The organism is Ancylobacter sp. FA202, assembly GCF_000380205.1.
GTDB lineage: Bacteria > Pseudomonadota > Alphaproteobacteria > Rhizobiales > Xanthobacteraceae > Ancylobacter.
Map to the genome: position 1 here is coordinate 3,436,137 of NZ_KB904818.1, position 23,208 is coordinate 3,459,344.

A 23,208-nucleotide genomic window follows, 5' to 3' on the forward strand; every position below is an offset into this window, starting at 1 on the left:
GGCATGGCCGCCAAGCTGCAGAGCACCGAGAGCGACGATCTGGTCGAGAACCACGAGATCAACGTCACCCCGTTCATCGACGTGATCCTGGTGCTGCTCATCATCTTCATGGTGGCGGCGCCGCTCTCCACCGTCGATGTCGCCGTTGACCTGCCGGCCTCCAATGCCACCGTGCAGCCGCGCCCGGACAAGCCGGTCTATCTCACGGTGAAGAGCGACCTGGTGCTGGCGCTGGGCAATGACGACGTGGCGCGCGAGACGCTTGGCGCGACGCTCGACCGCACGACCGACAACAAGCGCGACACCCGTATCTTCCTGCGCGCCGACAAGACCGTCGCCTATGGCGAGCTGATGGAGGTGATGAACCTGCTGCGCGCCGCCGGCTATCTCAAGATCGCGCTGGTCGGGGTCGAGATGACCAGCCAGCCCGCGCCGCCCCCGTTGCCGGGCGCCGCGCCGGCGTCGGCCGGTGCCGCGCCGACCCTGCCCGCTATCCCCGCTCCGGCCCCTGCCGCCGCGCCGCCGGCCCCCGCGCCCGCCCCCGCGTCCGGGGTGCCGGCCCCATGAGCCTGCTGCTGCTCAGGGGAAGCGCCGGGCACCGGCTGCGCGAGGCGAGCGTCTGGCTGGTCTGCGGCGCCGTTGTGCTGGCCGTGCATGGCGGCGCGCTCGGCTACATGCTTACCGATCCGCCGATCATGGCGGCGGAAGAGCCGGCGGCGATCATGATCGAGCTGGCGGAAATGCCGGTGGCGCCCGCCGCCGAGCCGGTGGAACTGCCGCCGGGCCCGCAAATGGTCGAGGCGCCGGAAGAGGTGCAGGAGGAGATTCCCCCCGACCCGCTGGCCGAGGAGGTGGAGGACACCCCGCCGCCCGAGCCGCCGCCGGTGGAAGAGCCGGTGCCTGAGGTGACGGAAAGCCCGGCCGAGACCATCGAGGTGCCGCTGCCGCCGCCCCCGCCTGAAGTGGCCGAGATTCCGCCGCCGGAAGAAAAGCCCGATCCGCCGAAGGAAAAGCCGAAGCCCAAGCCCAAGCCGAAGGAACGCGAGAAGAGCAACAAGCCGCCTTCGCCGCGCACCTCCGCCGCGCCCTCGCTCGACGCGCAGGCCTCGGACCGCATCGCCGCGCCGACCTCGGGCGCCTCGTCCTCCAACAGCCGGGCACCGGCGAACTGGCGCTCGCGGCTGATGGCGCATCTGAACCGCCACAAACGCTATCCCGCCGGGGAAAGCGCCAGCGGCCGGGCGCGGGTGGCGTTCTCGATCAACCGGGCGGGACAGGTGCTCTCGGTGCGGCTGGCGGGCTCGTCAGGCAATCCAAGCTTCGACGAGGAGGCGGTCGCCATGGTGCGCCGCGCCTCGCCGGTGCCGGCCCCGCCGCCAGAAGTCGGTGGCGGCACCATCTCCTTCACCGTGCCGGTGCTGTTCAGCCTGAGGTGACGGTGGCGCCGGCTTCCACGCCCGTGACCCAGCAGGCGACGCGCTGGGCGCCCTTCGACGCCAGCGGCGGCATCTCGACCCGGCAGCGCTCCACCACCAGCGGGCAGCGCGGGTTGAACGGGCAGCCGCGCGGCGGGTTGAAGGGCGAGGGCAGTTCGCCCTCCAGCACGATGCGCTCCTTCTTCGCCTCGGGGTCGGCCACCGGCGTGGCGGACAGCAGGGCCCGCGTATAGGGGTGCAGCGGCGCGTCGAACATGGCCTCGCGCGGGCCATGTTCGACCGCGCGGCCGAGATACATCACCAGCACCTCGTCCGCCATGTGCCGCACCACGCCGAGATCATGGCTGACGAAGACATAGGCGACGCCGAGCTGCTCCTGCAGTTCCACCAGCAGGTTCAGCACCTGCGCCCGCACCGAGCCATCGAGCGCGGAAACCGGCTCGTCCAGCACCAGGATCTTTGGCCGCAGCACCAGCGCGCGGGCGATAGCGATGCGCTGGCGCTGGCCGCCGGAGAACATGTGGGGGTAGCGGCCGTGATGTTCCGGGCGCAGCCCGACCCGCTTCATCATGTCGAGCGCCCGCTCGCGCCGCTCGGGGGCGGAGAGCGAGGTGTTGACCAGCAGCGGCTCCTCGATCGCCTTGCCGATGGTCTGGCGCGGATTGAGCGAGCCGAAGGGGTTTTGAAACACCATCTGCACCTCGCCGCGGTAGCGGCGCAGCGTGCGGGCATCCGCCTCGGCGACATCGACATCGTCGAGCCGCAGTGAGCCCTCGCCCGGCCGCTCGATCAGTGTGAGCATGCGGGCGAGTGTCGACTTGCCGGAACCGGATTCGCCCACCACCGCCAGCGTCGAGCGCGGCGCGAGGCGGAAGCTGATGCCGGCCACCGCCTTCACCGTGGCGGATTTCGCGAACAGGCCGCGCGAGACCTCGTAGCTTTGGGTGAGATCGACGGCTTCCATCACCGCCTCGGCCGCCGTTGTTTCATGCGCTGCATCAGGGTTCATGCCGCGAACTCCCGACGCTGGGGAATGCCCGCGAGGAGGGGTGTGTGGCAGAGGGCGAGGCCGAATTCCGCCCCCGCGCGCGGCGGCGGCACGGTGCGGCAGGTGTCGGTGGCGAAGCGGCAGCGCGGCGAGAACAGGCAGCCGGTCGGCCGGTCGGCCATGCCCGGCACGATGCCGGGAATGGAGGGCAGCAGCCGGCCCTGCGCGCGCTCCGGCAACGCCGCCAGCAGCGCGGCGGTGTAGGGATGGTGCGGGTCGCGGAACAGGCCGCGCGTCGTCTGCATCTCCACCTGCTGGCCGGCATAATGAACGCAGACGCGCTGCGCCGTTTCCGCCACCACGCCCATATCATGGGTGATCAGCACCAGCCCGACGCCGCTTTCCTTCTGCAGCTTCAGCAGCAGATCGAGGATCTGCGCCTGGATAGTGACGTCGAGCGCGGTGGTGGGCTCGTCGGCGATGATGAGCTTGGGCTTGCAGGCCAGCGCCATGGCGATCATCACCCGCTGGCTCATGCCGCCGGACAGCTGGTGCGGAAAGGCCTTCAGCCGCCGTTCCGGCTCGGGAATGCCGACCAGCTCCAGCAGTTCCACGGCCCGCGCCTGCCGCTGGGCACGGGAGAGATCGAGATGCGCGGCCATCGCCTCGCGGATCTGAAACCCGACGGTGAAGCACGGGTTGAGGCTCGACATCGGCTCCTGGAAGATCATGGCGAGGTCGCGCCCGATGATCTTGCGGCGCTCGCGCGCCGAGAGGGTCAGCAGGTCGCGGTCGTCGAACATCATCCGATCGGCGGTGACGGTGGCGATCCAGGGCAGCAGGCCCATCACCGCCAGCATGGCCACCGACTTGCCGGAGCCCGATTCGCCGACAATGGCGACGAGTTCGCCCGCCTCGACATCGAGGTCCACCTTGTCCACCGCGCGGAACGGCCCGCGCCCGGTGGCGAAGCTGACGGAGAGGTTGCGAATGGAGAGCAGGGGCATCAGCTGCGCCTCAGCTTGGGGTCGAGCGCGTCGCGCAGGCCGTCGCCCATCAGGTTGATGGCGACCACCGTGACCAGGATGGCGAGGCCGGGCAGGGTGACGATCCAAGGCGCAGAGCGGATGAACTCGCGGGCATCGGCCAGCATGGCGCCCCATTCCGGCGTCGGCGGCTGCGCGCCGAGGCCGAGGAAGCCGAGGGCCGCCGCCTCCAGGATCGCGTCGGAAATGCCGAGCGCGGCCTGCACGATGAGCGGGGCGAGGCAGTTCGGCAGCACGGTGACGAACATCAGCCGCAGCCGGCCGACGCCGGCGACCTGCGCGGCGATGACATATTCCTTGGTCAGCTCGGCGATAGCGGCGGCGCGCACCAGGCGCACATAGCGCGGCAGATAGACCACCGTCACCGCCACGATGGTGTTGGTGAGGCTCGGGCCCAGCACCGCGACGATGAGGATGGCGAGCACCAGGCTGGGGATCGCCACCACCATGTCCATGACGCGCATCACCACCACTTCGACGATGCCGCGCAGGAAGGCGGCGGCAAGGCCGAGCACGATGCCGAGCGCGACCGAGACCACCATCACCGACAGGCCAATGCCGAGCGAGATGCGCGCGCCATAGATGAGGCGGGAGAGCACGTCGCGCCCCACCGCATCGGTGCCGAAGGGGAAGGTCCAGTTTCCGCCGGCCCAGACCGGGGGCAGAAGCACGCTCTGGCGGAACTGCTCGATCGGCGAGTGCGGCGCCACCCATGGCGCGAACAGCGCCAGCAGGGTGATGAACACGACGACGGCAAGGCCAAGCACCGCGCCGCGATTCTCGCTGAAGGCGGACCAGAAGGCGCGAAGCGGCGAGGGTTCCTCGCCCACCGGCTCGACCTCGGCGACGGCGGCGGCGCTCAGGCTGAGCCCGGAGGCGCCCGGCAGCAGGCGTTCCGGGGCGGTGGGCATCGGATCGTCGATGGCGTTTTCCTCAGCCATGCCGGATCCTCGGATTGATCGCGACATAGAGCATGTCGACGATGAGATTGACGAGGATGACGATCGCCGAGATCAGCATGATGCCGCCCTGCAGCGCGGGATAGTCGCGGCGGGAGATCGATTCGATCAGCCATTTGCCGACCCCCGGCCAGGCGAAGATGGTCTCTGTCAGCACCGCGCCGGCGAGCAGGGTGCCGGTCTGCAGGCCGACCACGGTGACGACGGGGATCAGCGCGTTGCGCAGCGCGTGCAGCCCGACCACCCGCAGCGGCGAGAGGCCCTTGGCGCGGGCGGTGCGCACATAGTCCTCGCCCAGCACTTCCAGCATCGAGGAGCGCGTCATTCGCGCGATCACCGCCAGCGGAATGGTGCCGAGCACGATGGAGGGCAGCACGAGATGCGCCGCCGCGGCGCCGAAGGCGCCTTCCTGGCCAGACAGAAGACTGTCGATCAGCATGAAGCCGGTCACCGGCTCGAAATAATAGTTGATGAGGTCCATGCGGCCGGAGACCGGGGTCAGGCCCAGATATTCCGACATGAACATGATGAGCAGCAGGCCCCACCAGAAGATCGGCATCGAATAGCCGGCCAGCGCCACCGTCATCACCGAATGGTCGAGCACCGAGCCGCGCTTGACCGCCGCCAGCACGCCCGCCGGCACGCCCAGCGCCACGGCGAAGATGAGGGCGCAGAAGGCCAGCTCCAGCGTCGCCGGGAAGAGGATGAGGAATTCGTGCAGCACCGGCGTCCGGGTGACGATGGAGGTGCCGAAATCGCCGTGCAGCAGGCCATAGACATAATCGAGGAACTGCCGCCACACCGGCTGGTCGAGGCCGAGTTCGTGGCGCAGCTGGGCCAACCGCTCCGGCGCGATGCCGCGCTCGCCGGTGCGAGCCTCGATCGGGTCGCCTGGCACCAGGCGCACGGCGACGAAGGTGACGAACATCAGCGCCACGAAGGTCGGCACCGTCAGTGCGACGCGGCGGAGGATGAGAGCGAACATGAGCCTCACACGCAAGTGTGGCCGTCATCCCGGACACCGCGCAGGGGTGATCCGGGATCGGGGGACGGAGATGCGCCTTAGAGCACGCGCCGATCAGCTGGCATCGCAAGATGATCGCTAACCGCCCTCTAGCGGGGGACGCTCCCGGAGCGCGGCGTGGCCGCGTCCGGGATGACGTTCATTGCGATGGGACGAGAGAGTCCCGGCCGGTCACTTCAGCTCGACGCCGTAGAATTCGTGGCGGCCGAACGGGCTGACCTTGTAGTCGACCACTTCCTTGCGGGTCGGCTCGTACACCACCGAATGGGCGATGGTGAACCAGGGAGCGTCTTCCTTGAAGATCACCTGCGCCTGCTCGTAGAGCTTGGTGCGCTCGGCGAGGTCGGAGCTGCTACGCGCCTTGTTGATCAGGGCGTCGAAGTCCTTGTTGCACCATTTGGCGAGGTTCTGGCCGCCCTTGCGCGCGGCGGGGCAGCCGAGCAGGAAGAAGAAGTTGTCCGGGTCGCCATTGTCGCCGGTCCAGCCGAGCTGGCCGGTCATGTGCTCGCCTTCCTGCATGCGCTTGCGGTACTCGCCCCATTCATAGGAGACCAGCTTGGCATTGACGCCGAGCTTGGCCAGATCCGACTGCATCATCTCGGCGATGCGCTTGGCATTCGGGTTGTAGGGGCGCTGCACCGGCATCCACCACAGGTCGATGTCGAGCGGGGTTTTGACGCCGGCATCGGCCAGCATCTTCTTGGCCTTTTCCGGGTCGTAGGCGTAGTCCTTGACCTCGGTATTGTAGGACCAGATGGTCGGCGGGATCGGGTTGATCGCGCCCTGGCCGGCGCCCTGGTAGACGTCCTTGATGATGGCGGCCTTGTCGATCGCCATGTTGAAGGCCTGGCGCACCTCCTTCTTGTCGAAGGGGGGCTTTTCCACGTTGAAGGCCCAATAGGCGATGTTCAGGCCCGGCTGCGAGAGCAGGTTGACCGCCGGATCGGTCTTCATGCCGGCGATGTCGGCCGGGTTCGGCGCGATCATCACATGGCATTCGCCCTTCTTCAGCTTGGCATAGCGGGCGGTCGGGTCGGGGGTGATGGCGAAGACGAGGTTGTCGATCTTGGACGGGCCCTCGAAATAGGCGGGGAAGGCCTTGTACCGGATCACCGCGTCCTTCTGGTAGTTCACGAAGGAGAACGGGCCGGTGCCGACCGGAATCTGGTCGAACTGCTCGGGCGTGCCCTTCTTCAGCAGGAAGTCGGCATATTCCTTGGAGTGGATGGTGGCGAAGTCCATGGCGAGGTTCGCCAGCATCGGCGCGTTCGGCTCCTTGAGCACGAATTTCACCGTGTGGTCGTCGACCTTGTCGATGGAGACCAGCAGGTCCGGCAGGCCCATGTCGTTGAAGTAGTCATACGCGCCGCCCGTGACCTTGTGGTACGGGTTTTCCGGCTTCCACATGCGGTCGAAGCTGAAGATCACGTCGTCGGCGTTGAAGTCGCGGCTCGGCGTGAAGCCGTTGACGCCGGAATGGAATTTCACGCCCTTGCGCAGCTTGAAGGTGAGCTCCTTGCCGTCGTCGCTGACCGTCCAGCTCTCGGCGAGGCCGGGAACGACCTTGGTGCTGCCGCGCTCGAACTCGACCAGCTGGTTATAGGCCGGGCGGGCGGCGTCGAAACTGGTGCCCGTGGTGTTGAGGGCGGGGGTGAAGTTTTCCGGGCTCCCTTCGGAGCAGTAGACGAGCGTCTTGGCCGCATAGGCCGGCGCGCACAGCGCCGTCAGCATTGCAGCCGCAAGGGCTGCCTTGGCAGGAAAAGCCGGCATGTCTGAATTCCCCTCTCATAGACCGCGCGCGACGTGCCCATTGTATGGGCTGGCCTATTGTTTGTTCGTCGCGATCCGATTTCACAACTGAAACACGTGTCTCAGTGTTTCGCAATCGTACCCCACCCCTAGACCTAAGTAGGATCACCCAGCGTAAGCGGCGCCGGTGCCGGTCGCAGAAGGCCGGATGCACGGCCTCGTGCGACGTTGTAAGAGAGGCGGGCCGGCCTATGGTGCCGGTCGTCCGGGAGAATAAGCATGAGTGCCGCGCCGTCCGCCGCCCACGCCGCCAAGGCGTCCAAGGTTTCGTTCGATTGGACCGATCCGGTCGATTTCGATGCGCAGCTCACCGAGGAAGAGCGCCTGGTGCGCGACACGGCGCGCGACTATGCGCAGGAGAAGCTGCAGCCGCGCGTCACCTCCGCCTATATGGAAGAGCGCTTTGACCGCGAGATCATGAGCGAGATGGGCGAGCTCGGCCTGCTCGGCCCCACCATTCCCGAGGAGTATGGCGGGGCGGGACTCGGCTATGTCTCCTACGGGCTGGTGGCGCGCGAGGTGGAGCGGGTCGATTCGGGCTATCGCTCGGCGATGAGCGTGCAGTCCTCGCTGGTCATGCACCCGATCAACGCCTATGGCAGCGAGGCGCAGAAGCGCAAATTCCTGCCGAAGCTCGCCACCGGCGAGATGGTGGGCTGCTTCGGCCTCACCGAGCCCGACGCCGGCTCCGACCCCGCCGGCATGCGCACCCGCGCCGAGAAGATCGACGGCGGCTATCGCCTCTCCGGCGCCAAGATGTGGATCACCAATTCGCCGATCGCCGACCTCGCGGTGGTGTGGGCGAAGTCGGCCGCCCATGGCGACGAGATCCGCGGCTTCCTGCTGGAGCGCGGCATGAAGGGCTTCACCACCCCGAAGATCGAGCACAAGCTCTCGCTGCGCGCCTCGGTCACTGGCGAGATCGTGATGGATGGGGTGGAGGTGCCGGAGGAAAATCTGCTGCCCGACGCTTCCGGGCTCAAGGGCCCGTTCGGCTGCCTCAACCGCGCCCGCTTCGGCATTGGCTGGGGCACGATGGGGGCAGCGGAAGCCTGCTACGCCGCCGCGCGCCAGTACACGCTCGACCGCAAGCAGTTCGGCAAGCCGCTGGCGGCGACGCAGCTCATCCAGAAGAAGCTCGCCGACATGGCGACCGAGATCACGCTCGGCCTGCAGCTCGCTTTGCGCGCCGGCCGGCTGTTCGACGAGGGCCAGCTGCCGGTGGAGACCATCTCCATGCTCAAGCGCAACAATTGCGGCAAGGCGCTCGACATCGCCCGGCTCGCCCGCGACATGCATGGCGGCAACGGCATTTCCGGCGAGTTCCCGGTGATGCGCCACATGGTGAACCTGGAGACGGTGAACACCTATGAGGGCACGCACGACATCCACGCGCTGATCCTCGGCCGGGCCATCACCGGGCACCAGGCGTTCTTCTGAGCCGGGCGCGCTGAGGGGCATTGCCGAAGGGTTTATCCGGGATCCTGGCGCGGCGCTCCGGCTTCGCCTGCGCTGGGCCGGGACACGGGCGCCCTATGCTGTTTCCCGGACAAGGCGCGCTTGCGCGCCGACGATCCGGGACCCCGGGGGGAGACTCTTCGGCTTCTCCGCCCGTCGTCTCAGATGCTGTACATCAGGTCGGCGTCGGGGGCGTGCGAGAAGATGACCATGTCGTGCAGCGACATGCCGTCGAGAATATCCGACATGGCGTCGCGCACCTTGCTCATGGTGATGCGCACCGAGCAGGTGGCGAGGTCCTCGCAGTCCTCGCAGGGCACATAGGCGCTCTTGCTGGCGCAGCTGAGCGGGGCCAGCGGGCCGTCGAGCACGCGGATGATGTGGCCGATGCGGATATCGCGCGGCGTCTTGGCCAGCGCGTAGCCGCCGCCCGGCCCCTTCTTGGAGCGCAGCATGCCGGCATTCCTCAGCTCCAGCAGAATGGCGTCGAGGAACTTCTTCGGGATGTTGTTGGCGGTGGCGATTTCCTGCCCCATGGCGCTCGAACCCGGTTCGAGCCGGGCGAGAAAGAGCATCGCCTTGAGGCCGTACTTGCCCTTGTTGGTCAGCATGTCCGCTTCGTCATTCGGCTGCATCAGGAGCAGCGCAATGGGATTGGTCAGCCGGGCGCCGAATCTGCCGCCAGCACTCCCTATAAATGGTAGATTGGACGGTATTTTACCAGTGGCGGCTGCCTACTCAGCGCGAGGTGTCGCTCGCGACGGCGATGCCGGCGGGCGACTGGGCCTCCGGCGCCGGGTGCAGAAACAGCACGGCCGCGATCACGGCGCCATAGCAGACGGCGAACAGCAGCTTGTCACGGGTGCGGTGCAGGCCGGTCTGGCTCATGGGTCACTCTCCTGTTGGAGAGTAATCTATGGACAATGTAGGAATATGTAAAGGGTCAGTCGTCGTCCATCCCCCGCGCAGCCGTCATCAGCGTGCCGCCACTCTCGAAGGCGGCGGTGAAGGCGGCGACGCGGCGGTCGATGCGGATGTCGGAGGCGCGCAGCGGGCGGGCCAGCGAGAGGCCTTCCAGCGAGCGGGCGCGCGAGAGGGCGACATAGGCCTGGCCGGCGGCGAAGGCGCCGGCGTCGAAGTCGATCCGCACATCCTCCAGAGTCAGCCCCTGCGCCTTGTGCACCGTCACCGCCCAGGCGGGCACGAGGGGAAGCTGGGTATAGGTGCCCACCACCTTGGCCGCGACCTTGCCCGTCGCCTCGTCCCAATCGTAGCGGATGCGCTCCCAACTGGTGCGCTCGATCTCGACGATGCCGGCGCCGTCGAGCCGGACATAGGCGCGGTCCGGGGCCAGGCCGGTGATGGTGCCGACCGAGCCGTTGACCCATTGCCGCTCGGGATGATTGCGCACCGTCATCACCCGCGCCCCCACCTTCAGCGCCAGCGTCTCCGGTACCGGCAGCCGATCATTGGCGAGGTCGAACTCGCCCTCGCTCTTGCCCTCGAACAGTCGGCCGTCATCATAGAGCGCTTCCATGCCGCGCCGGTTATAGGCATCGACCCGCGCATTGGTCGGCGCCAGCACGACCGGGATGCGGCCGGGCCGATGGTCCCGGTGCGAGGCGGTGTTGATGGCGGCGATGGCGTCGGCGATGTAGCGGCCGGTGCGCAGCTCAGCGAGATGGCCGACAAAGGCGTCGTCGGTCTGGCGGTAGACGGTCAGGAAGGGCAGGCGCGCCGGCTCCACCTCGCGCAGCACCCGCGCGTCGAAGGCGAAGGGGCCCTCATAGCCGAGATGGCCGAGGATTTCGCGCTCGGCCTGCGGCACGACGGGCGGCAATTGCAGGAAATCGCCGACCAGCACCACCTGCACCCCGCCGAAGGGCTCGGGATTGCCGCGGGCGATCCGCAGGCTGCGGTCCACCGCATCAAGCACATCGGCGCGCACCATGGAGATCTCGTCGATGACGAGGCGCTCCAGCTTCTTCATCAGGGTGCGCTTAGGGCTGCGCGGGCGCACTTGGTCGGGGTCCATCAGCCGGGGCGGCAGGCCGAAGAAGGAATGGATGGTCTGCCCGCCGAGCTGCAGCGCCGCCACGCCTGTGGGGGCGAGAAACGCCTGCTTGCCGCCGCCATGCTTGCGCAGCGCGTGCAGAAAGGTGGTCTTTCCCGTGCCGGCGCCGCCGAGCACCATGATGACGGGTGCGCCGGAGCCCACCAGTGCCAGCGGCCCGGCGAAGGCTTCGGCCGGGAGGGAGGGGCGAATCGGCAGCGCGGCTTTGTCGTTCATCGGCGCAATGGAGCACAGGAGGGCGGCGCCGGCCAAACCGCTCAATGCAGCTTGATCAGCACCAGCCCGGCGACGATGAGCGCGGCGGCCACGAGCCGTTCGGGGCGCAGCTTTTCATGCAGCACCACCACGGCGATCACCGCGCCGAACAGCACGCTGGATTCGCGCACCGCCGCGACGAGGCCGATCGGCGCCTTGGTCATCGCCCAGATCGAGATCCAGTAGGCGGTGAGCGACATCGCCCCGCCGGCAAGGCCGGGGCCGATGAAGGAGAGCGTCGGCGCCAGCGCCCGCGGGCCCTTCCAGGCGAGGCCGAACAGGGTGATGACGACGCTGTCGGCGACGAACAGCCAGGAGGTGTAGATATGCGGCGAGGTGGCGCTGCGGGCACCGAGCCCGTCCACCAGCGTGTAGGCGGTGATCGACAGCCCGCACATCAGCGCGAGGCGCAGCGCCGTCCGGTCGAAGGCGGCAGCGCCAGCCCGCCGCCAGGCGATCGACAGGATGCCGAGCGCCAGCAGCCCGACCCCGAGAAAGCCCTGCGCGTCCACCGCCTCCCCCACCAGAGTCACCGAGAGGATGGTGGTGAGCAGCGGGGCGCTGCCGCGCGCCAGCGGGTAGACCAGCCCCATATCGGCGCGGCGATAGGCGCCGGCCAGCGTCAGGTAATAGACGAGGTGGATAGCCACCGAGGCCGCGATCCACGGCCACACATGCGCCTCAGGCGGACCGAGATACAGCGCCACCGGCAGAGCGAGGAGGCCGCAGGCGGCATTGACCAGCACCACGGCGAGAAACGGGTCCAGCCGTATCTTCAGCACCGCGTTCCAGCCGGCATGCATCGCCGCGGCGGCGATGACGGCGAGGAAGACGCTGGGTTCCATGGGGACGGCCGGCCGGAGAAAGGAGGCCGGGCTTTAGCCGATTCCGCAGGCGCTGCCGAGGAGTATCAGCTCAATGCAGCTTGATCAGCGTCACGCCGGCGACGACCAGCAGGGCGGCGAGGAGGCGCTCGGGGCGCAGCTTCTCCTGCAGCACCAGCACGGCGAAGCCGGCGCCGAACAGTACGCTGGCCTCGCGCACCGCCGCCACCAGGCTGATCGGCGCCCGCGTCATCGCCCAGACACACAGCCAATAGCTGACGAACAGCATGGCGCCGCCGATAAGCGCCAGCCCCCAATGCCGGCGCACCGGGTGCAGGAAGGCCGCACCCTTCCAAAGCGTTAGGCCGACGGCAATCAACACGGCATCGCCGACGAACAGCCACGCCGTATAGATGGCCGGCGACCCCATCCGGCCGGCGGTGCCGTCGACGAGGGAATAGGCGGTAACAGCAACGCCCGAGCCCAGCGCCAGCGCCAAGGCCGCGGCCTGCGAGGCCTCGCCCCGGCTGCGCCAGGCGGTGACCAGCACGCTGGCCGAGAGCAACGCGATGCCGGCGATGCCGATCGGGCGCACCGGCTCGTGCAGAACCAGGATGGCGACGCCGGCGGTCATCAGCAGCGCGCCGCCGCGCGCGACGGGATAGACGAGGCCGAGATCGGCGCGGGCATAGGCGCCGACGAGGCAGGCATAGAAGGCGAGATGCGCGCTCATCGAGCCCGCCATCCACGGCCACAGCGCCGGTTCGGGCGGGCCAAGCGCGAGCGCGACCGGCAGCGCCACCGCGCCGCCGCCGAGCACGACCAGCATCAGCGCCGATAGCGGATCGAGCCGCAGCTTCAGCAGCACGTTCCAGCCGGCCTGAAGCAGGGCCGACAGCAGCACGACGAGAAGAACAGCAAGGTCCATGGCAGGGCCGCGATGAGGGACACTACGTCGTTACCCCACATCGCGGCCGCTGGCGAGGCCGGTGTCAGACCCCGAGCTGGGTCACGAACTTGGTGTTCACATAGGCTTCCATCGCCTCGGTGCCGCCTTCCGAGCCATAGCCGGAATCCTTGATGCCGCCGAACGGCACTTCGGGAAGGGCGAGGCCGTGATGGTTGATCGAGATCATGCCGCTTTCCACCCGGCGGGCGAACTCGTCGGCGCGGGCGGAAGAGGTGGTGTAGGCATAGGCCGCCAAGCCATAGGGCAGGCGGTTGGCCTCGGCGATGACCGCCTCGGTCGAGGTGAAGGACTGGATCGGCACGATCGGGCCGAAGGGCTCCTCATTGAGGATGCGCGTATCCGCCGACAGGCCGGTGAGCACGGTCGGCTCGAAGAAATAGCCCTTATTGCCGATGCGCGCCCCGCCGGTGTGCAGGGTGGCGCCCTTGGCGAGGGCGTCGGCGGTCAGCGCCTCCATCGCCTCGACCCGGCGCGGATTGGCCAGCGGGCCCATACGCACGCCCTCGTCCAGGCCGTTGCCGACCTTCACGCCCTTCACCGCCTCGGTGAAGCCGTCGACGAAGCGGGCATAGAGGTCCTCATGCACGAGGAAGCGGGTCGGCGAGACGCAGACCTGGCCGGCATTGCGGAACTTGGCGCCCGACAGCAGCTTGATCGCCACTTCGACGTCGGCATCCTCGAACACCACGGCCGGGGCATGGCCGCCCAGTTCCATGGTGACGCGCTTCATATGCGCGCCGGCCAGCGCGGCCAGTTGCTTGCCGACCACGGTGGAGCCGGTGAAGGAGATCTTCTTCACGATCGGGTGCGGGATCAGGTACTGCGAAATCTCCGCCGGCACGCCGAAGACGAGGTTGACCACGCCTGCCGGCACGCCGGCATCGGCATAGGCGCGCACCAGCTCGGCGCAACTCGCCGGGGTCTCCTCCGGCCCCTTGAGAATGACCGCGCAGCCGGCGGCCAGCGCAGCGGACACCTTGCGCACCGCCTGGTTGATCGGGAAGTTCCACGGGGTGAAGGCGGCGACGACGCCCACCGGCTCGCGGTGGACGGCCTGCTGCACGCCGGCGGCGCGGGCGGGAATGAGCCGGCCATATTGCCGGCGGCCTTCCTCGGCGAACCAGTCGATGATGTCGGCGGAGGCCAGCGTTTCCATCCGCGCCTCGGGCAGCGGCTTGCCCTGCTCCATCGTCATCAGGGTCGAGATCGTCTCATGCCGCTCGCGCAGGAGCTCGGCCGCCTTGCGCATGATCTTGTAGCGCTCGTGCGGCGGCGTGTGGCGCCACACGGCGAAGCCCTTCTCTGCGGCGGCGAGCGCGGCGTCGAGATCGGCGCGGCTGGCATGGGCGACCGTGCCGATCGCCTCTTCTGTCGCCGGGTTGATCACCGGCTGGCTACCGCTGCCCCCGCGCCAGATGCCGTCAATGTAGAGCTGGACCTCGGGGTAGGACACGGAATGGGGCATGGCCGAACCTTTCGCGACAGGATGTGCGGGCATACCTAATCGCCCCGGCGCCGGACGGAAAGGGGCAAGTCGGGCGGCCGCAGCTTCATTGGATCCAATTTTCCGCCTGCCACAGGCGAGGAAGGTGGCGCGGCCACGCGCTCAGGCGGGCCAGCAGCTTGCACCAGAGAACGGCCTAGAAGCCGGCACTGCCGCCATCGCTTACGGCAGCGCGCAGGGCTTGCGCGCGGGGCCTGTTCGCCCCCTGCGGCCGGCTCCGTCATCTGCGCCCCGCCGGCCTCTCCCGGCGCAGGCCGCGATGCCCGAAGCTGCCGACAGCGGGGACGTCAGGCGGTGAGGAATGCCCGGCCGGAGAGGCCGGGCGAGGGGCTCAGCGCGTCTCGCGCAGGATGTCGCGCTTGCCGGCATGGTTCGCCGGGCCGACAATGCCTTCAGTTTCCATCCGCTCCATCAGCGAGGCAGCGCGGTTATAGCCGATCTGCAGCCTGCGCTGAATGTAGGAAGTGGAGGCCTTCTTGTCGCGCAGCACAATGGCCACCGCCTGATCGTAGAGATCGCCGGTATCCTCGGCACCCATGGCCGACTTGTCGAACACCGCGCTGTCCTCGGCGACCGGCTCCTCGTCCTCCTCGGCCGTGACCTCTTCGAGATATTCCGGCCGCGCCTGGCCCTTAAGATGCTCCACCACGCGCTCGACCTCCTGGTCGGAGACGAACGGCCCGTGGACGCGGGAAATCCGCCCGCCGCCGGCCATGTAGAGCATGTCGCCCTGGCCGAGCAGCTGCTCGGCGCCCATCTCGCCGAGGATGGTGCGGCTGTCGATCTTCGAGGTCACCTGGAAGGAAATCCGGGTGGGGAAGTTTGCCTTGATGGTGCCGGTGATGACGTCGACGCTCGGGCGCTGGGTGGCCATGATGAGGTGGATGCCGGCGGCGCGCGCCATCTGGGCGAGGCGCTGGATGGCGCCTTCGATTTCCTTGCCGGCGACCATCATCAGGTCGGCCATTTCGTCGACGACGATGACGATGAAGGGGAGGGGGGCGAGATCCATGATCTCCTCCTCCTCGATCAGGTCGCCGGTCTCCTTGTCGAAACCCTTCTGCACCGTGCGGGTGATGATCTCGCCCTTGGCGGTGGCCTCCGCCACGCGGGCGTTGAAGCCGTCAATATTGCGCACGCCCAGGCGGCTCATCTTCTTGTAGCGGTCTTCCATCTCCCGCACCGCCCATTTCAGGGCGACGATGGCCTTCTTCGGGTCGGTGACGACCGGCGTCAAAAGGTGCGGAATGCCCTCATAGACCGAGAGTTCCAGCATTTTCGGGTCGATCATGATCAGCCGGCACTGGTCCGGGCGGTGCCGGTACAGCAGGCTGAGGATCATGGTGTTGATGGCGACCGACTTGCCCGAACCGGTGGTGCCGGCGACTAGCAGATGCGGCATGCGGGCGAGATCGACGATGACGGGCTCGCCGCCAATGGTCTTGCCGAGCCCGATGCCGAGCTTGGCGCGGGCGGCCTCGAATTCATGGCTCGCCAGCATCTCGCGCAGCCACACCGTCTCGCGGCGCTGGTTGGGCAGTTCGATGCCGATGACGTTACGCCCTTCCACCACGGCGACGCGGGCGGATATGGCGCTCATCGAGCGGGCGATGTCGGCGGACAGGCCGATGACGCGGCTGGACTTGATGCCGGGGGCCGGCTCCAGCTCATACAGCGTGACGACCGGGCCGGGATTGGCGTCGATGATCTCGCCGCGCACGCCGAAATCGTGCAGCACCTGCTGCAGCTTCACCGAATTACGGTCGAGGAATTCTTCCGACAGCTCGTAGTCGGGCTCGTTGGCCGGGGGCTCGGTGAGCAGTTCCAGCGGCGGCAGCTCATAGTCGTCGCCGGCCTCGGTGGCCGGGCGCGGGGCGGGACGGGCGGCGCGGGGAGCCGGGGCGGGCACAGGCGCGGGCGCGGCAACCGGGGCGACAACCGCGGCCGCAACAGGCGCAACGGCGGCGGGGGCCGGCGCGGGCGGCGCCACCGGGGCCGGGGCCGGCGGTGCGACGGCTACCATGCCGAACATCGGCCAGGAGAACGACAATTCGGCCGGGCTCACGCTGTAGCCGGAGAAGCCGCCCAGCACGGCGGCGGGCGCGTCGGCCGCGACGGCGCTGTCGTCACTCGGCGCGTCGTCGCCGGCAAGCTCGGCCGCGACATGGTGAGCGGCGCTGTCTTCGGCCCAGAACGCCTCGACCGCGGCGTCTTCCTCGAACTCGTCGTCCTCGTCGTCGCCGAAATCCTGTTCGGCGAACGCATCCTCGTCCGATTCCTGCTCGTCCGATTCCTGTTCAGCGAAATCCTGTTCGTCATCCGCCGCGAAGACGGGCTGAGGAGCTGCGGATTGAAGCGCGACGGATTCCGGGGCGGCGTCCTGCGCCTCGGCTCGGCTTTCCTGCCGCGCCATCTCTCCAGCCAGCGGCGCCTCCCGCACAGCGCCATAGCGCGCGGCGAGAAGGCGCTCCTCCTCCGGGAACTCGTCCTCATAGGCGCCCTCTTCCAGCGGAATGAGGTCGTAGATGTCGGCGACATCGTGGGCCGCGACATCGTGGGCTGCCACGTCATGCGCTGCCACGTCATTGGCGGCGGTGAACTGCTCGTCCGGCACCCAGCTGGCGCCCCGGGTGGCCGAGCGCGCGGCGGGGATGACAGGCGGGGTGTCGTAGCCGAACTGGATCATCGAGGCGACCGGCGGCGCGGCCGGGCGAGCGGCGGGCACCGGCGCGGCCGGCGTCAGCGGAGCCTGCGCCTGCGGCGCGGCAATGTTGGGCGCGGCAACGTTGGGCACGGAAGCGGCGGGCGCGACAGCCGTGGGGGCGATGTCGGGCTGGGCGGAGAGCGCGCGCCGGGCATGGGCGGCGATCAGCGCCTTCGGCACCGCGCCGAGCGGCGGCTTGCGCGGCGGCACGCGCAGCACCGGCGTCTGCGAGGGGCGCGGCGGCGCCACGATGGCGGTATCGGTGGCCGGCGCTTCCGGCACCGGTGCCGGAAGCGGCTGCCGCATCAGATAGTCCGGCGTGCGGGTGAAGCGCGTATTGGGCGGCATGGTGAAAGGCTGCAGCCAGCTCGGCACCACTTCATGCTGCGGCGCCACGGCCGGCGGGCGCGGCGCCGGGGCGGCGGCCGTCTTCGGTACCTTGGGCGCGGGTGGCGCGTGCGTCACCTGCGGGTTGGCGCGGGAGAACACATGAGTCTGGGCGGTCGCCTTCGACTCGGAAGCCTTGTCCGCATTCGGATCGGAGGGACGCGCCGGATTACGCATGGGACGCTGGAACCTTTGCCGCTACTGCCGTTGAGCCTGCCGGACGAAGCGCGAAAGGCGCCGTCGCGGCCGTGCCATATGGTTAGGCCCACAGCGTTAACGAACGGTATGAAGCGGCGGGATTTCCCGCGTCGACAGGCGCAGACCGGCGCGTCTCTCCACTGGCTAAAGCGGGTGCGTTAGACCGGAAGGCCGAGCGTGGCGCGGATTTCCGCCGGCATCAGGTCATGCGTCTCGGGGTGCTTCATCATGTAGCGGCCGAACACCGAGCAGCGCGGCACCACGGCGAGACCGCGCTGGCGGGCGCTGGCGAGGCCGGCCTCGACCAGCTTGGTGGCGAGCCCGCGCCCGCCGAGTTCCGGCGGCACTTCGGTGTGGGTGAAGATGATGTGGTCATGCGCGAGAATATACTGCGCGATGGCGGTCTGGCCGTCCTGCTCGATCTCGAAGCGGTCGGCGGCGCGGTTGTCGCGCACCGGGACTTCGCCGTTCATGCTCATGATTTTCTCCTTGGCGGCGCCCGGTTCAGGTTCGTGAGGTTGGTTTGGCGTCAGGTGCGGGCGCTGGGATATTGTCGACCAAAACGGGCGCAGCGTCGCCCCCGTTTGGCCGTGCGGGGTGAATTTATCGGCAGGGTCCGATATAGCGCAGCTCACACAGCAGGGAAGAGAGCGCTCATGACCCCGCACACTCGCCGTTTGCCCACTCCCGAAGCGCTGACGCTGCTGGAGACCCGCCGCTCGGTCGCCGCCGCCGGGCTGCAGGCGCCGGGGCCGGATGCCGACCAGACCCGCCGCCTGCTGGCCATCGCCGCCCGGGTGCCCGATCACGCCATGCTGGCGCCGTGGCGGTTCATCGTCATCTCAGGCGCGGCGCGGGGCGAAATCGGCGCGCTGCTGTCGCAGGCCTATCGCGAGACCAACGCGCATATGCCGGAGGAGAAGCGGGAGAAGTTCGCCGCTATCATGGGACGGCTGTTTCCCGCCCCGCTGGCGGTGGTGGTGGTCAGCCGGCCGGTGGTCGGCGCCACCATTCCCGCCTTCGAGCAGGAGCTTTCCGCCGGCGCGGCTTGCATGAACCTGCTCACCGGCGCGGCGGCCATGGGCTTCCACGGCATCTGGGTGACGGGCTGGGCGGCGACGCACAAGGCGGCGCTGGCGATCCTGGGCGTGGGGGAGGGCGAGCGGGTCGCCGGCATCCTCCATATCGGAACCGCCAAGGACGCCCCCGCCGACCGGCCGCGCCCGGATGTGGCGGCGCTCACCACCCACTGGTCGCCGCCTCAGCCATGAAAAAGGCCGCCCCGGCGAACCGGGACGGCCTTTCTTCTTGGCGTTTTTGGCGTTTCCTCGAACGATGAATCAGGCGGCGGCTTGTGCCTCGGCCTGCGCGCGCTTGGCCTCGCGGCGGCGGCGGGTGAGAACGAATTCGGTGTAGCCGTTCGGCTGGGCGCGGCCCTCGAAGACCAAATCGCGGGCGGCGCGGAAGGCGAAGCCGTCATAGGCCGGCGCCATCGGCACATAGGCCGGGTCGCCCGCGTTCTGGCCGTCGACCACCTTGGCCATGCGGCGCAGCGTCTCCTCGACCTGCTCGGCCGTGACCACGCCGTGCATCAGCCAGTTGGCGACGTGCTGCGAGGAGATGCGCAGCGTCGCGCGGTCTTCCATCAGCCCGACATCGTGAATATCAGGCACCTTGGAGCAGCCCACCCCCTGGTCCACCCAGCGCACGACATAGCCGAGAATGCCCTGGATGTTGTTGTCCAGCTCCTGCTGCACATCGGCCGGGTCCCAATTGCCGCGGTCAACCACGGGGATGGTGAGCAGGTCGCGGCGGGCGGCGCGCTTGCGGTGGCGCAGCTCCGCCTGTCGCTTGAAAACGTCCACCTTGTGGTAGTGCAGCGCGTGCAGCGTGGCGGCGGTGGGCGAGGGCACCCAGGCGGTGTTGGCGCCGGCCAGCGGATGGGCGACCTTCTGCGCGATCATGTCGGCCATGCGGTCGGGCATCGCCCACATGCCCTTGCCGATCTGGCCATGGCCGTCGAGATGGGCGGCAAGGCCCGCGTCGACATTGTTGTCCTCATAGGCCTTGATCCAGGCCTGCGCCTTCATCTCGTTCTTGCGCACCATCGGCCCTGCCTCCATCGAGGTGTGGATCTCGTCGCCGGTGCGGTCGAGGAAGCCGGTATTGATGAACACCACCCGCTCGCGGGCGGCGCGGATCGAGGCGGAGAGGTTGGCGCTGGTGCGGCGCTCCTCGTCCATGATGCCGATCTTCAGCGTGTTGAGATCCAGCCCCAGCGCCTGCTCGACGCGGGCGAACAGGTCCACCGCGAAGGCGACCTCTTCCGGGCCGTGCATCTTCGGCTTGACGATATAGACCGAGCCGGCGCGGCTGTTGCGCAGCGCGCTCTGGCCCTTGAGGTCGTGCAGCGCGATCAGCGAGGTGACGGCGGCATCGAGAATGGCCTCGGGAATCTCCCGGCCCTCTTCGTCGAGCACCGCGTCGGTCAGCATGTGCTGGCCGACATTGCGCACCAGCATCAGGCTGCGCCCGTGCAGGGTGAGTTCGCCGCCGGTGGCGGAGGTGTAGCGGCGATCGGCGGCGAGGCTGCGCTCCACCGTCTCGCGGCCCTTGGCGAAGCTGGCGCTGAGCGTGCCGGACATCAGGCCGAGCCAGTTGCGATAGACCAGCACCTTGTCCTGCGCGTCCACCGCCGCGACGCTGTCCTCGCAGTCGACGATCGTGGTCACGGCCGCCTCGATGACGATATCGGCGATGCCGGCCGCGTCGGTCTTGCCGATGCGGTGGCTGCGGTCGATGACGATGTCGATGTGCAAGCCGTGATTGACCAGCAGCACGGAGGACGGCGCCTCGGCCGCGCCATCGAAGCCGGCGAATTGCGCGGCGTCCTTCAGCCCGGTGCGGGTGCCGGAGGCGAGCTCGACCTCCAGCGCGCCTTCTGTGACGCGGTAGGCGACGGCATCGGCATGGCTGCCGGCGGCCAGCGGCACGCTGTCGTCAAGGAAGGCGCGGGCGCTCTCGATGACGCGCTGGGCGCGCACCGCGTTGAAGCCGTTGGACCGGCTGGCGCCCTTGTCCTCGGGCAGCGCGTCGGTGCCGTAGAGCGCATCATAGAGGCTGCCCCAGCGGGCATTGGCGGCGTTCAGCGCGTAGCGGGCATTGGTGACGGGCACCACCAGCTGCGGGCCGGGAATGCGGGCGAGTTCGTCATCGACCTTGTCGGTGACGACCTCGAAGGCTTCCGGCTCGGGGAGGAGATAGCCGATCTCGGCCAGGAACACCTCATAGGCGACGGGGTCGATCGGCTTGTTGCGGTGCGTGCGGTGCCAGGCGTCGATCTGCGCCTGCAATTCGTCGCGGCGCGCCAGCAGCTCCGCATTGCGCGGGGCGAAGTCGCGCACGATCCCGGCGAAGCTCTGCCAGAAGGCGTCTACCTCGACCCCGGTGCCGGGAATGGCCTCCTTGTTGATGAAGTCGACAAGGGCGGAATCCACCTTCAGGCCGGCAAGGTCGGTGTAGTTCATGACGGGTCCCTTCACGCGAGCGGAAAGCCGGTCGCCGCGAGCGACCGGCACAGCTGTGCTTTCCAATAGACAAAAGTGCGAGTGCGGCGCAACATCGCACATAGTCGAAGTTATACGTGCGGCAAGGGGTGAACCCTTGCAGGTCAACGCTTCGTGAGGCGTTTGCGTTGCAGCGCGAAAATGAAAAACCTCACCCCGGGGACGACAAAAACGTCACCCCGAGGCGCCCGGCCTTCGCCGGACCACGGCGGCGGCTCTCCCCGAACCGCCGCCGGGCGCGCGGCATGCGCGCCCCGAGGTGACAAGCCCTCAGAACTGCGCCGTTTCCGTCGAGTCCTGCATCGCCGTGGTGGCGCTCCTGCCTTCGCTGAGCACGGTGGCGATGGCGTCGAAATAGCTGGTGCCCACTTCGCGCTGATGGCGCGTGGCGGTGAAGCCCTGCGCCTCGGCCGCGAATTCGCGCTGCTGCAGCTCGGAATAGGCGGCCATGCCGTCTTCCCGGTAGCGCCGCGCCAGCTCGAAGGTGGTGAAGCACTGGTTGTGGAAGCCGGCGAGCGTGATGAACTGGTATTTGTAGCCCATGGCCCCCAGCTCGGCCTGGAAGGTCTTCATCTGAGCCTTGTCCATGTGCTTGGCCCAGTTGAAGGACGGCGAGCAGTTATAGGCCAGCATCTTGCCCGGATGGACCCGGTGCACGCCCTCGGCGAAGCGGCGGGCATCATCGAGGCTCGGCGTCGAGGTTTCGCACCACAGCAAATCGGCATAGGGCGCATAGGCGATGGCGCGGGCGATGCCGGCCTCGAAGCCACCATTGTAGCGGTAGAAGCCTTCCTGCGTGCGCTCGCCGGTGATGAAGGGCCGGTCCAGCTCGTCGACATCCGAGGTGATGAGCCGGGCCGATTCCGCATCGGTGCGGGCCATGATGACGGTGGGCACGCCGAGCACGTCGGCGGCGAGCCGCGCCGCGTTCAGCGTGCGGACGAACTGGCGGGTGGGCACCAGAACCTTGCCGCCGAGATGGCCGCACTTCTTCTCCGAGGCCAGCTGGTCCTCGAAATGCACCGCCGCCGCACCGGCCTCGATCAGCGCCTTGGTCAGCTCATAGGCGTTGAGCTGGCCGCCGAAGCCGGCTTCGGCATCGGCGATGATCGGCACGAAATAGTCGTGCTCCGGGCCCTTGGCGCCGTCCGCGCGCTCCATGGTCTGGATCTGGTCGGCGCGCATCAGCGCCTTGTTGATGCGCCGGACCACGGCGGGGACGCTGTCAACGGGGTAGAGGCTCTGGTCGGGATACATGTCGCCGGCCGAATTGCCATCGGCGGCCACCTGCCAGCCGGAGAGATAGATCGCCTCCAGCCCGGCCTTCACCTGCTGCACCGCCTGGATGCCGGTATAGGTGCCCATGGTCGGCACGAAATCCTGCGTCTGCAGCAGTTCCCACAGCCGGCGGGCGCCATGGGTGGCGAGCGTGTGTTCGATGCGCAGCGAGCCGGCGAGGCGGGCGACCTCAGCGGGGGCGTAGCTGCGATGGATGTTCCGCCAGCGCTCCGGCGCCCAATGCGGGGCGGGGAAGCTGTCGGGCGTGGGGCGAAGCTGGTCGAGCATGGTCGTTTCCTGCAGCGAGATCGGGAAGGGAGAGAGACGCGGGGGCCGAGGAGGGGACGGCTCCCGCGCCGGCCGACCCGCTTCGCGCGTCCTCGAAGCGGGACGGCCTGAAGTCGGGCAGCCTGAAGGTGTGCGGCCTGAAGCGCGGTCTTGCGGCCATGCCTCTAGCGCGGGCGCCGCGCATAGGTGGCCGCCACCAGCCGCCCGCCGAGCAGCGCGCCGACGAGGGCGCTCATGTCGTCCTGGCCGGGCGCCATGGCGATGCGGTGGCGGCCGATGCGGTGGACGATGGTGAAGTCCTTGGCGGCCAGCCCCTGGTCGCGGAAGACCTGGCCGATCTCCTCGGCGTCGCCGCCGATGATGGTGACGAATTCGTCTTCGCCCGGGGTGGCGTGGCTTGTGGTGGGGCTCATGTCAATTCCTCCCTGCGATGTGTGATG

At 68.5% G+C, this 23,208-nt stretch carries 20 protein-coding genes; 4 read left to right on the top strand and 16 right to left on the bottom strand.

All coding sequences use genetic code 11. The features are described 5' to 3' along the window. The first annotated feature begins 3 nt into the window (after nucleotides 1-3). Together exbD and A3M1_RS0115685 are read left to right on the top strand one after the other, a co-directional pair. Nucleotides 4-567, top strand: coding sequence for a TonB system transport protein ExbD (exbD, locus tag A3M1_RS0115680; RefSeq protein ID WP_018389938.1), 564 nt, complete (start codon nucleotides 4-6; stop codon nucleotides 565-567). Further along, complete coding sequence (locus A3M1_RS0115685; protein WP_018389939.1) at nucleotides 564-1,436, top strand: energy transducer TonB; 873 nt, start codon at nucleotides 564-566, stop codon at nucleotides 1,434-1,436. Before exbD ends, A3M1_RS0115685 begins: the two co-directional genes overlap by 4 nt. Here the strand turns inward: A3M1_RS0115685 and A3M1_RS0115690 are convergent. The 5 genes from A3M1_RS0115690 to A3M1_RS0115710 all read right to left on the bottom strand — a co-directional run bounded on the left by A3M1_RS0115690 (nucleotide 1,423) and on the right by A3M1_RS0115710 (nucleotide 7,223). Beyond that, a complete protein-coding gene (locus A3M1_RS0115690; protein ID WP_018389940.1) occupies nucleotides 1,423-2,445 on the bottom strand; it encodes a dipeptide ABC transporter ATP-binding protein in 1,023 nt (340 codons plus the stop codon). The two genes, A3M1_RS0115685 and A3M1_RS0115690, sit on opposite strands and share 14 nt — an antisense overlap. Continuing rightward, nucleotides 2,442-3,431: an ABC transporter ATP-binding protein gene (locus A3M1_RS0115695; protein WP_018389941.1), complete on the bottom strand. Its 990-nt coding sequence runs from the start codon at nucleotides 3,429-3,431 to the stop codon at nucleotides 2,442-2,444. The genes A3M1_RS0115690 and A3M1_RS0115695 overlap by 4 nt, the downstream gene beginning before the upstream one ends. Continuing rightward, nucleotides 3,431-4,411: an ABC transporter permease subunit gene (locus tag A3M1_RS0115700; protein WP_018389942.1), complete on the bottom strand. Its 981-nt coding sequence runs from the start codon at nucleotides 4,409-4,411 to the stop codon at nucleotides 3,431-3,433. Before A3M1_RS0115700 ends, A3M1_RS0115695 begins: the two co-directional genes overlap by 1 nt. Next, nucleotides 4,404-5,414 (bottom strand): ABC transporter permease subunit, encoded by a 1,011-nt coding sequence (locus tag A3M1_RS0115705; protein WP_018389943.1) that lies wholly within the window; start codon nucleotides 5,412-5,414, stop codon nucleotides 4,404-4,406. The genes A3M1_RS0115700 and A3M1_RS0115705 overlap by 8 nt, the downstream gene beginning before the upstream one ends. Before the next feature lie 210 nt (nucleotides 5,415-5,624). Continuing rightward, entirely contained in the window at nucleotides 5,625-7,223 is a 1,599-nt protein-coding gene (locus tag A3M1_RS0115710) for an ABC transporter substrate-binding protein (RefSeq protein ID WP_026221341.1), read from the bottom strand. A 258-nt stretch (nucleotides 7,224-7,481) separates the two neighbouring features. On the opposite strand from A3M1_RS0115710, the gene A3M1_RS0115715 reads away from it, so the two are divergent. After that, nucleotides 7,482-8,702: an acyl-CoA dehydrogenase gene (locus A3M1_RS0115715; protein ID WP_018389945.1), complete on the top strand. Its 1,221-nt coding sequence runs from the start codon at nucleotides 7,482-7,484 to the stop codon at nucleotides 8,700-8,702. A gap of 179 nt (nucleotides 8,703-8,881) precedes the next feature. On the opposite strand, the gene A3M1_RS0115720 is transcribed toward A3M1_RS0115715, so the two are convergent. The 8 genes from A3M1_RS0115720 to A3M1_RS0115755 form a co-directional block, all read right to left on the bottom strand. Next, nucleotides 8,882-9,331: an Rrf2 family transcriptional regulator gene (locus tag A3M1_RS0115720; protein WP_026221342.1), complete on the bottom strand. Its 450-nt coding sequence runs from the start codon at nucleotides 9,329-9,331 to the stop codon at nucleotides 8,882-8,884. Between the two features lie 127 nt (nucleotides 9,332-9,458). Then, entirely contained in the window at nucleotides 9,459-9,608 is a 150-nt protein-coding gene (locus tag A3M1_RS26735; protein ID WP_018389947.1) for a hypothetical protein, read from the bottom strand. A gap of 55 nt (nucleotides 9,609-9,663) precedes the next feature. Beyond that, nucleotides 9,664-11,010, bottom strand: a complete 1,347-nt coding sequence (locus tag A3M1_RS0115730; protein ID WP_245261693.1) for an ATP-dependent RecD-like DNA helicase — start codon at nucleotides 11,008-11,010, stop codon at nucleotides 9,664-9,666. A gap of 41 nt (nucleotides 11,011-11,051) precedes the next feature. Then, nucleotides 11,052-11,894 carry an EamA family transporter gene (locus A3M1_RS0115735; protein ID WP_018389949.1) on the bottom strand — a complete coding sequence of 281 codons (843 nt, stop codon included), beginning with the start codon at nucleotides 11,892-11,894 and terminating at the stop codon, nucleotides 11,052-11,054. A 70-nt stretch (nucleotides 11,895-11,964) separates the two neighbouring features. Further along, nucleotides 11,965-12,801: a DMT family transporter gene (locus A3M1_RS0115740; protein WP_018389950.1), complete on the bottom strand. Its 837-nt coding sequence runs from the start codon at nucleotides 12,799-12,801 to the stop codon at nucleotides 11,965-11,967. Nucleotides 12,802-12,865: 64 nt separating this feature from the next. Then, a complete protein-coding gene (locus tag A3M1_RS0115745; protein WP_018389951.1) occupies nucleotides 12,866-14,308 on the bottom strand; it encodes an NAD-dependent succinate-semialdehyde dehydrogenase in 1,443 nt (480 codons plus the stop codon). A 370-nt stretch (nucleotides 14,309-14,678) separates the two neighbouring features. Next, nucleotides 14,679-17,615, bottom strand: a complete 2,937-nt coding sequence (locus A3M1_RS0115750) for a DNA translocase FtsK (protein WP_026221343.1) — start codon at nucleotides 17,613-17,615, stop codon at nucleotides 14,679-14,681. 179 nt (nucleotides 17,616-17,794) lie between these two features. Further along, nucleotides 17,795-18,115 (bottom strand): GNAT family N-acetyltransferase, encoded by a 321-nt coding sequence (locus A3M1_RS0115755; protein ID WP_018389952.1) that lies wholly within the window; start codon nucleotides 18,113-18,115, stop codon nucleotides 17,795-17,797. Nucleotides 18,116-18,292: 177 nt separating this feature from the next. Between A3M1_RS0115755 and A3M1_RS0115760 the strand changes: the two genes are divergently transcribed. Continuing rightward, on the top strand, nucleotides 18,293-18,907 hold the full coding sequence (locus A3M1_RS0115760) for a nitroreductase (protein ID WP_018389953.1): 615 nt from the start codon (nucleotides 18,293-18,295) through the stop codon (nucleotides 18,905-18,907). 69 nt (nucleotides 18,908-18,976) lie between these two features. Here A3M1_RS0115760 and A3M1_RS0115765 read toward each other — a convergent pair whose 3' ends face one another. The 3 genes from A3M1_RS0115765 to A3M1_RS0115775 form a co-directional block, all read right to left on the bottom strand. Next, nucleotides 18,977-21,163 carry a malate synthase G gene (locus A3M1_RS0115765; protein WP_018389954.1) on the bottom strand — a complete coding sequence of 729 codons (2,187 nt, stop codon included), beginning with the start codon at nucleotides 21,161-21,163 and terminating at the stop codon, nucleotides 18,977-18,979. A gap of 309 nt (nucleotides 21,164-21,472) precedes the next feature. Next, nucleotides 21,473-22,768, bottom strand: a complete 1,296-nt coding sequence (aceA, locus tag A3M1_RS0115770) for an isocitrate lyase (protein ID WP_018389955.1) — start codon at nucleotides 22,766-22,768, stop codon at nucleotides 21,473-21,475. A gap of 164 nt (nucleotides 22,769-22,932) precedes the next feature. Next, nucleotides 22,933-23,181 carry a hypothetical protein gene (locus A3M1_RS0115775; RefSeq protein WP_018389956.1) on the bottom strand — a complete coding sequence of 83 codons (249 nt, stop codon included), beginning with the start codon at nucleotides 23,179-23,181 and terminating at the stop codon, nucleotides 22,933-22,935. Nucleotides 23,182-23,208 lie beyond the last annotated feature (27 nt).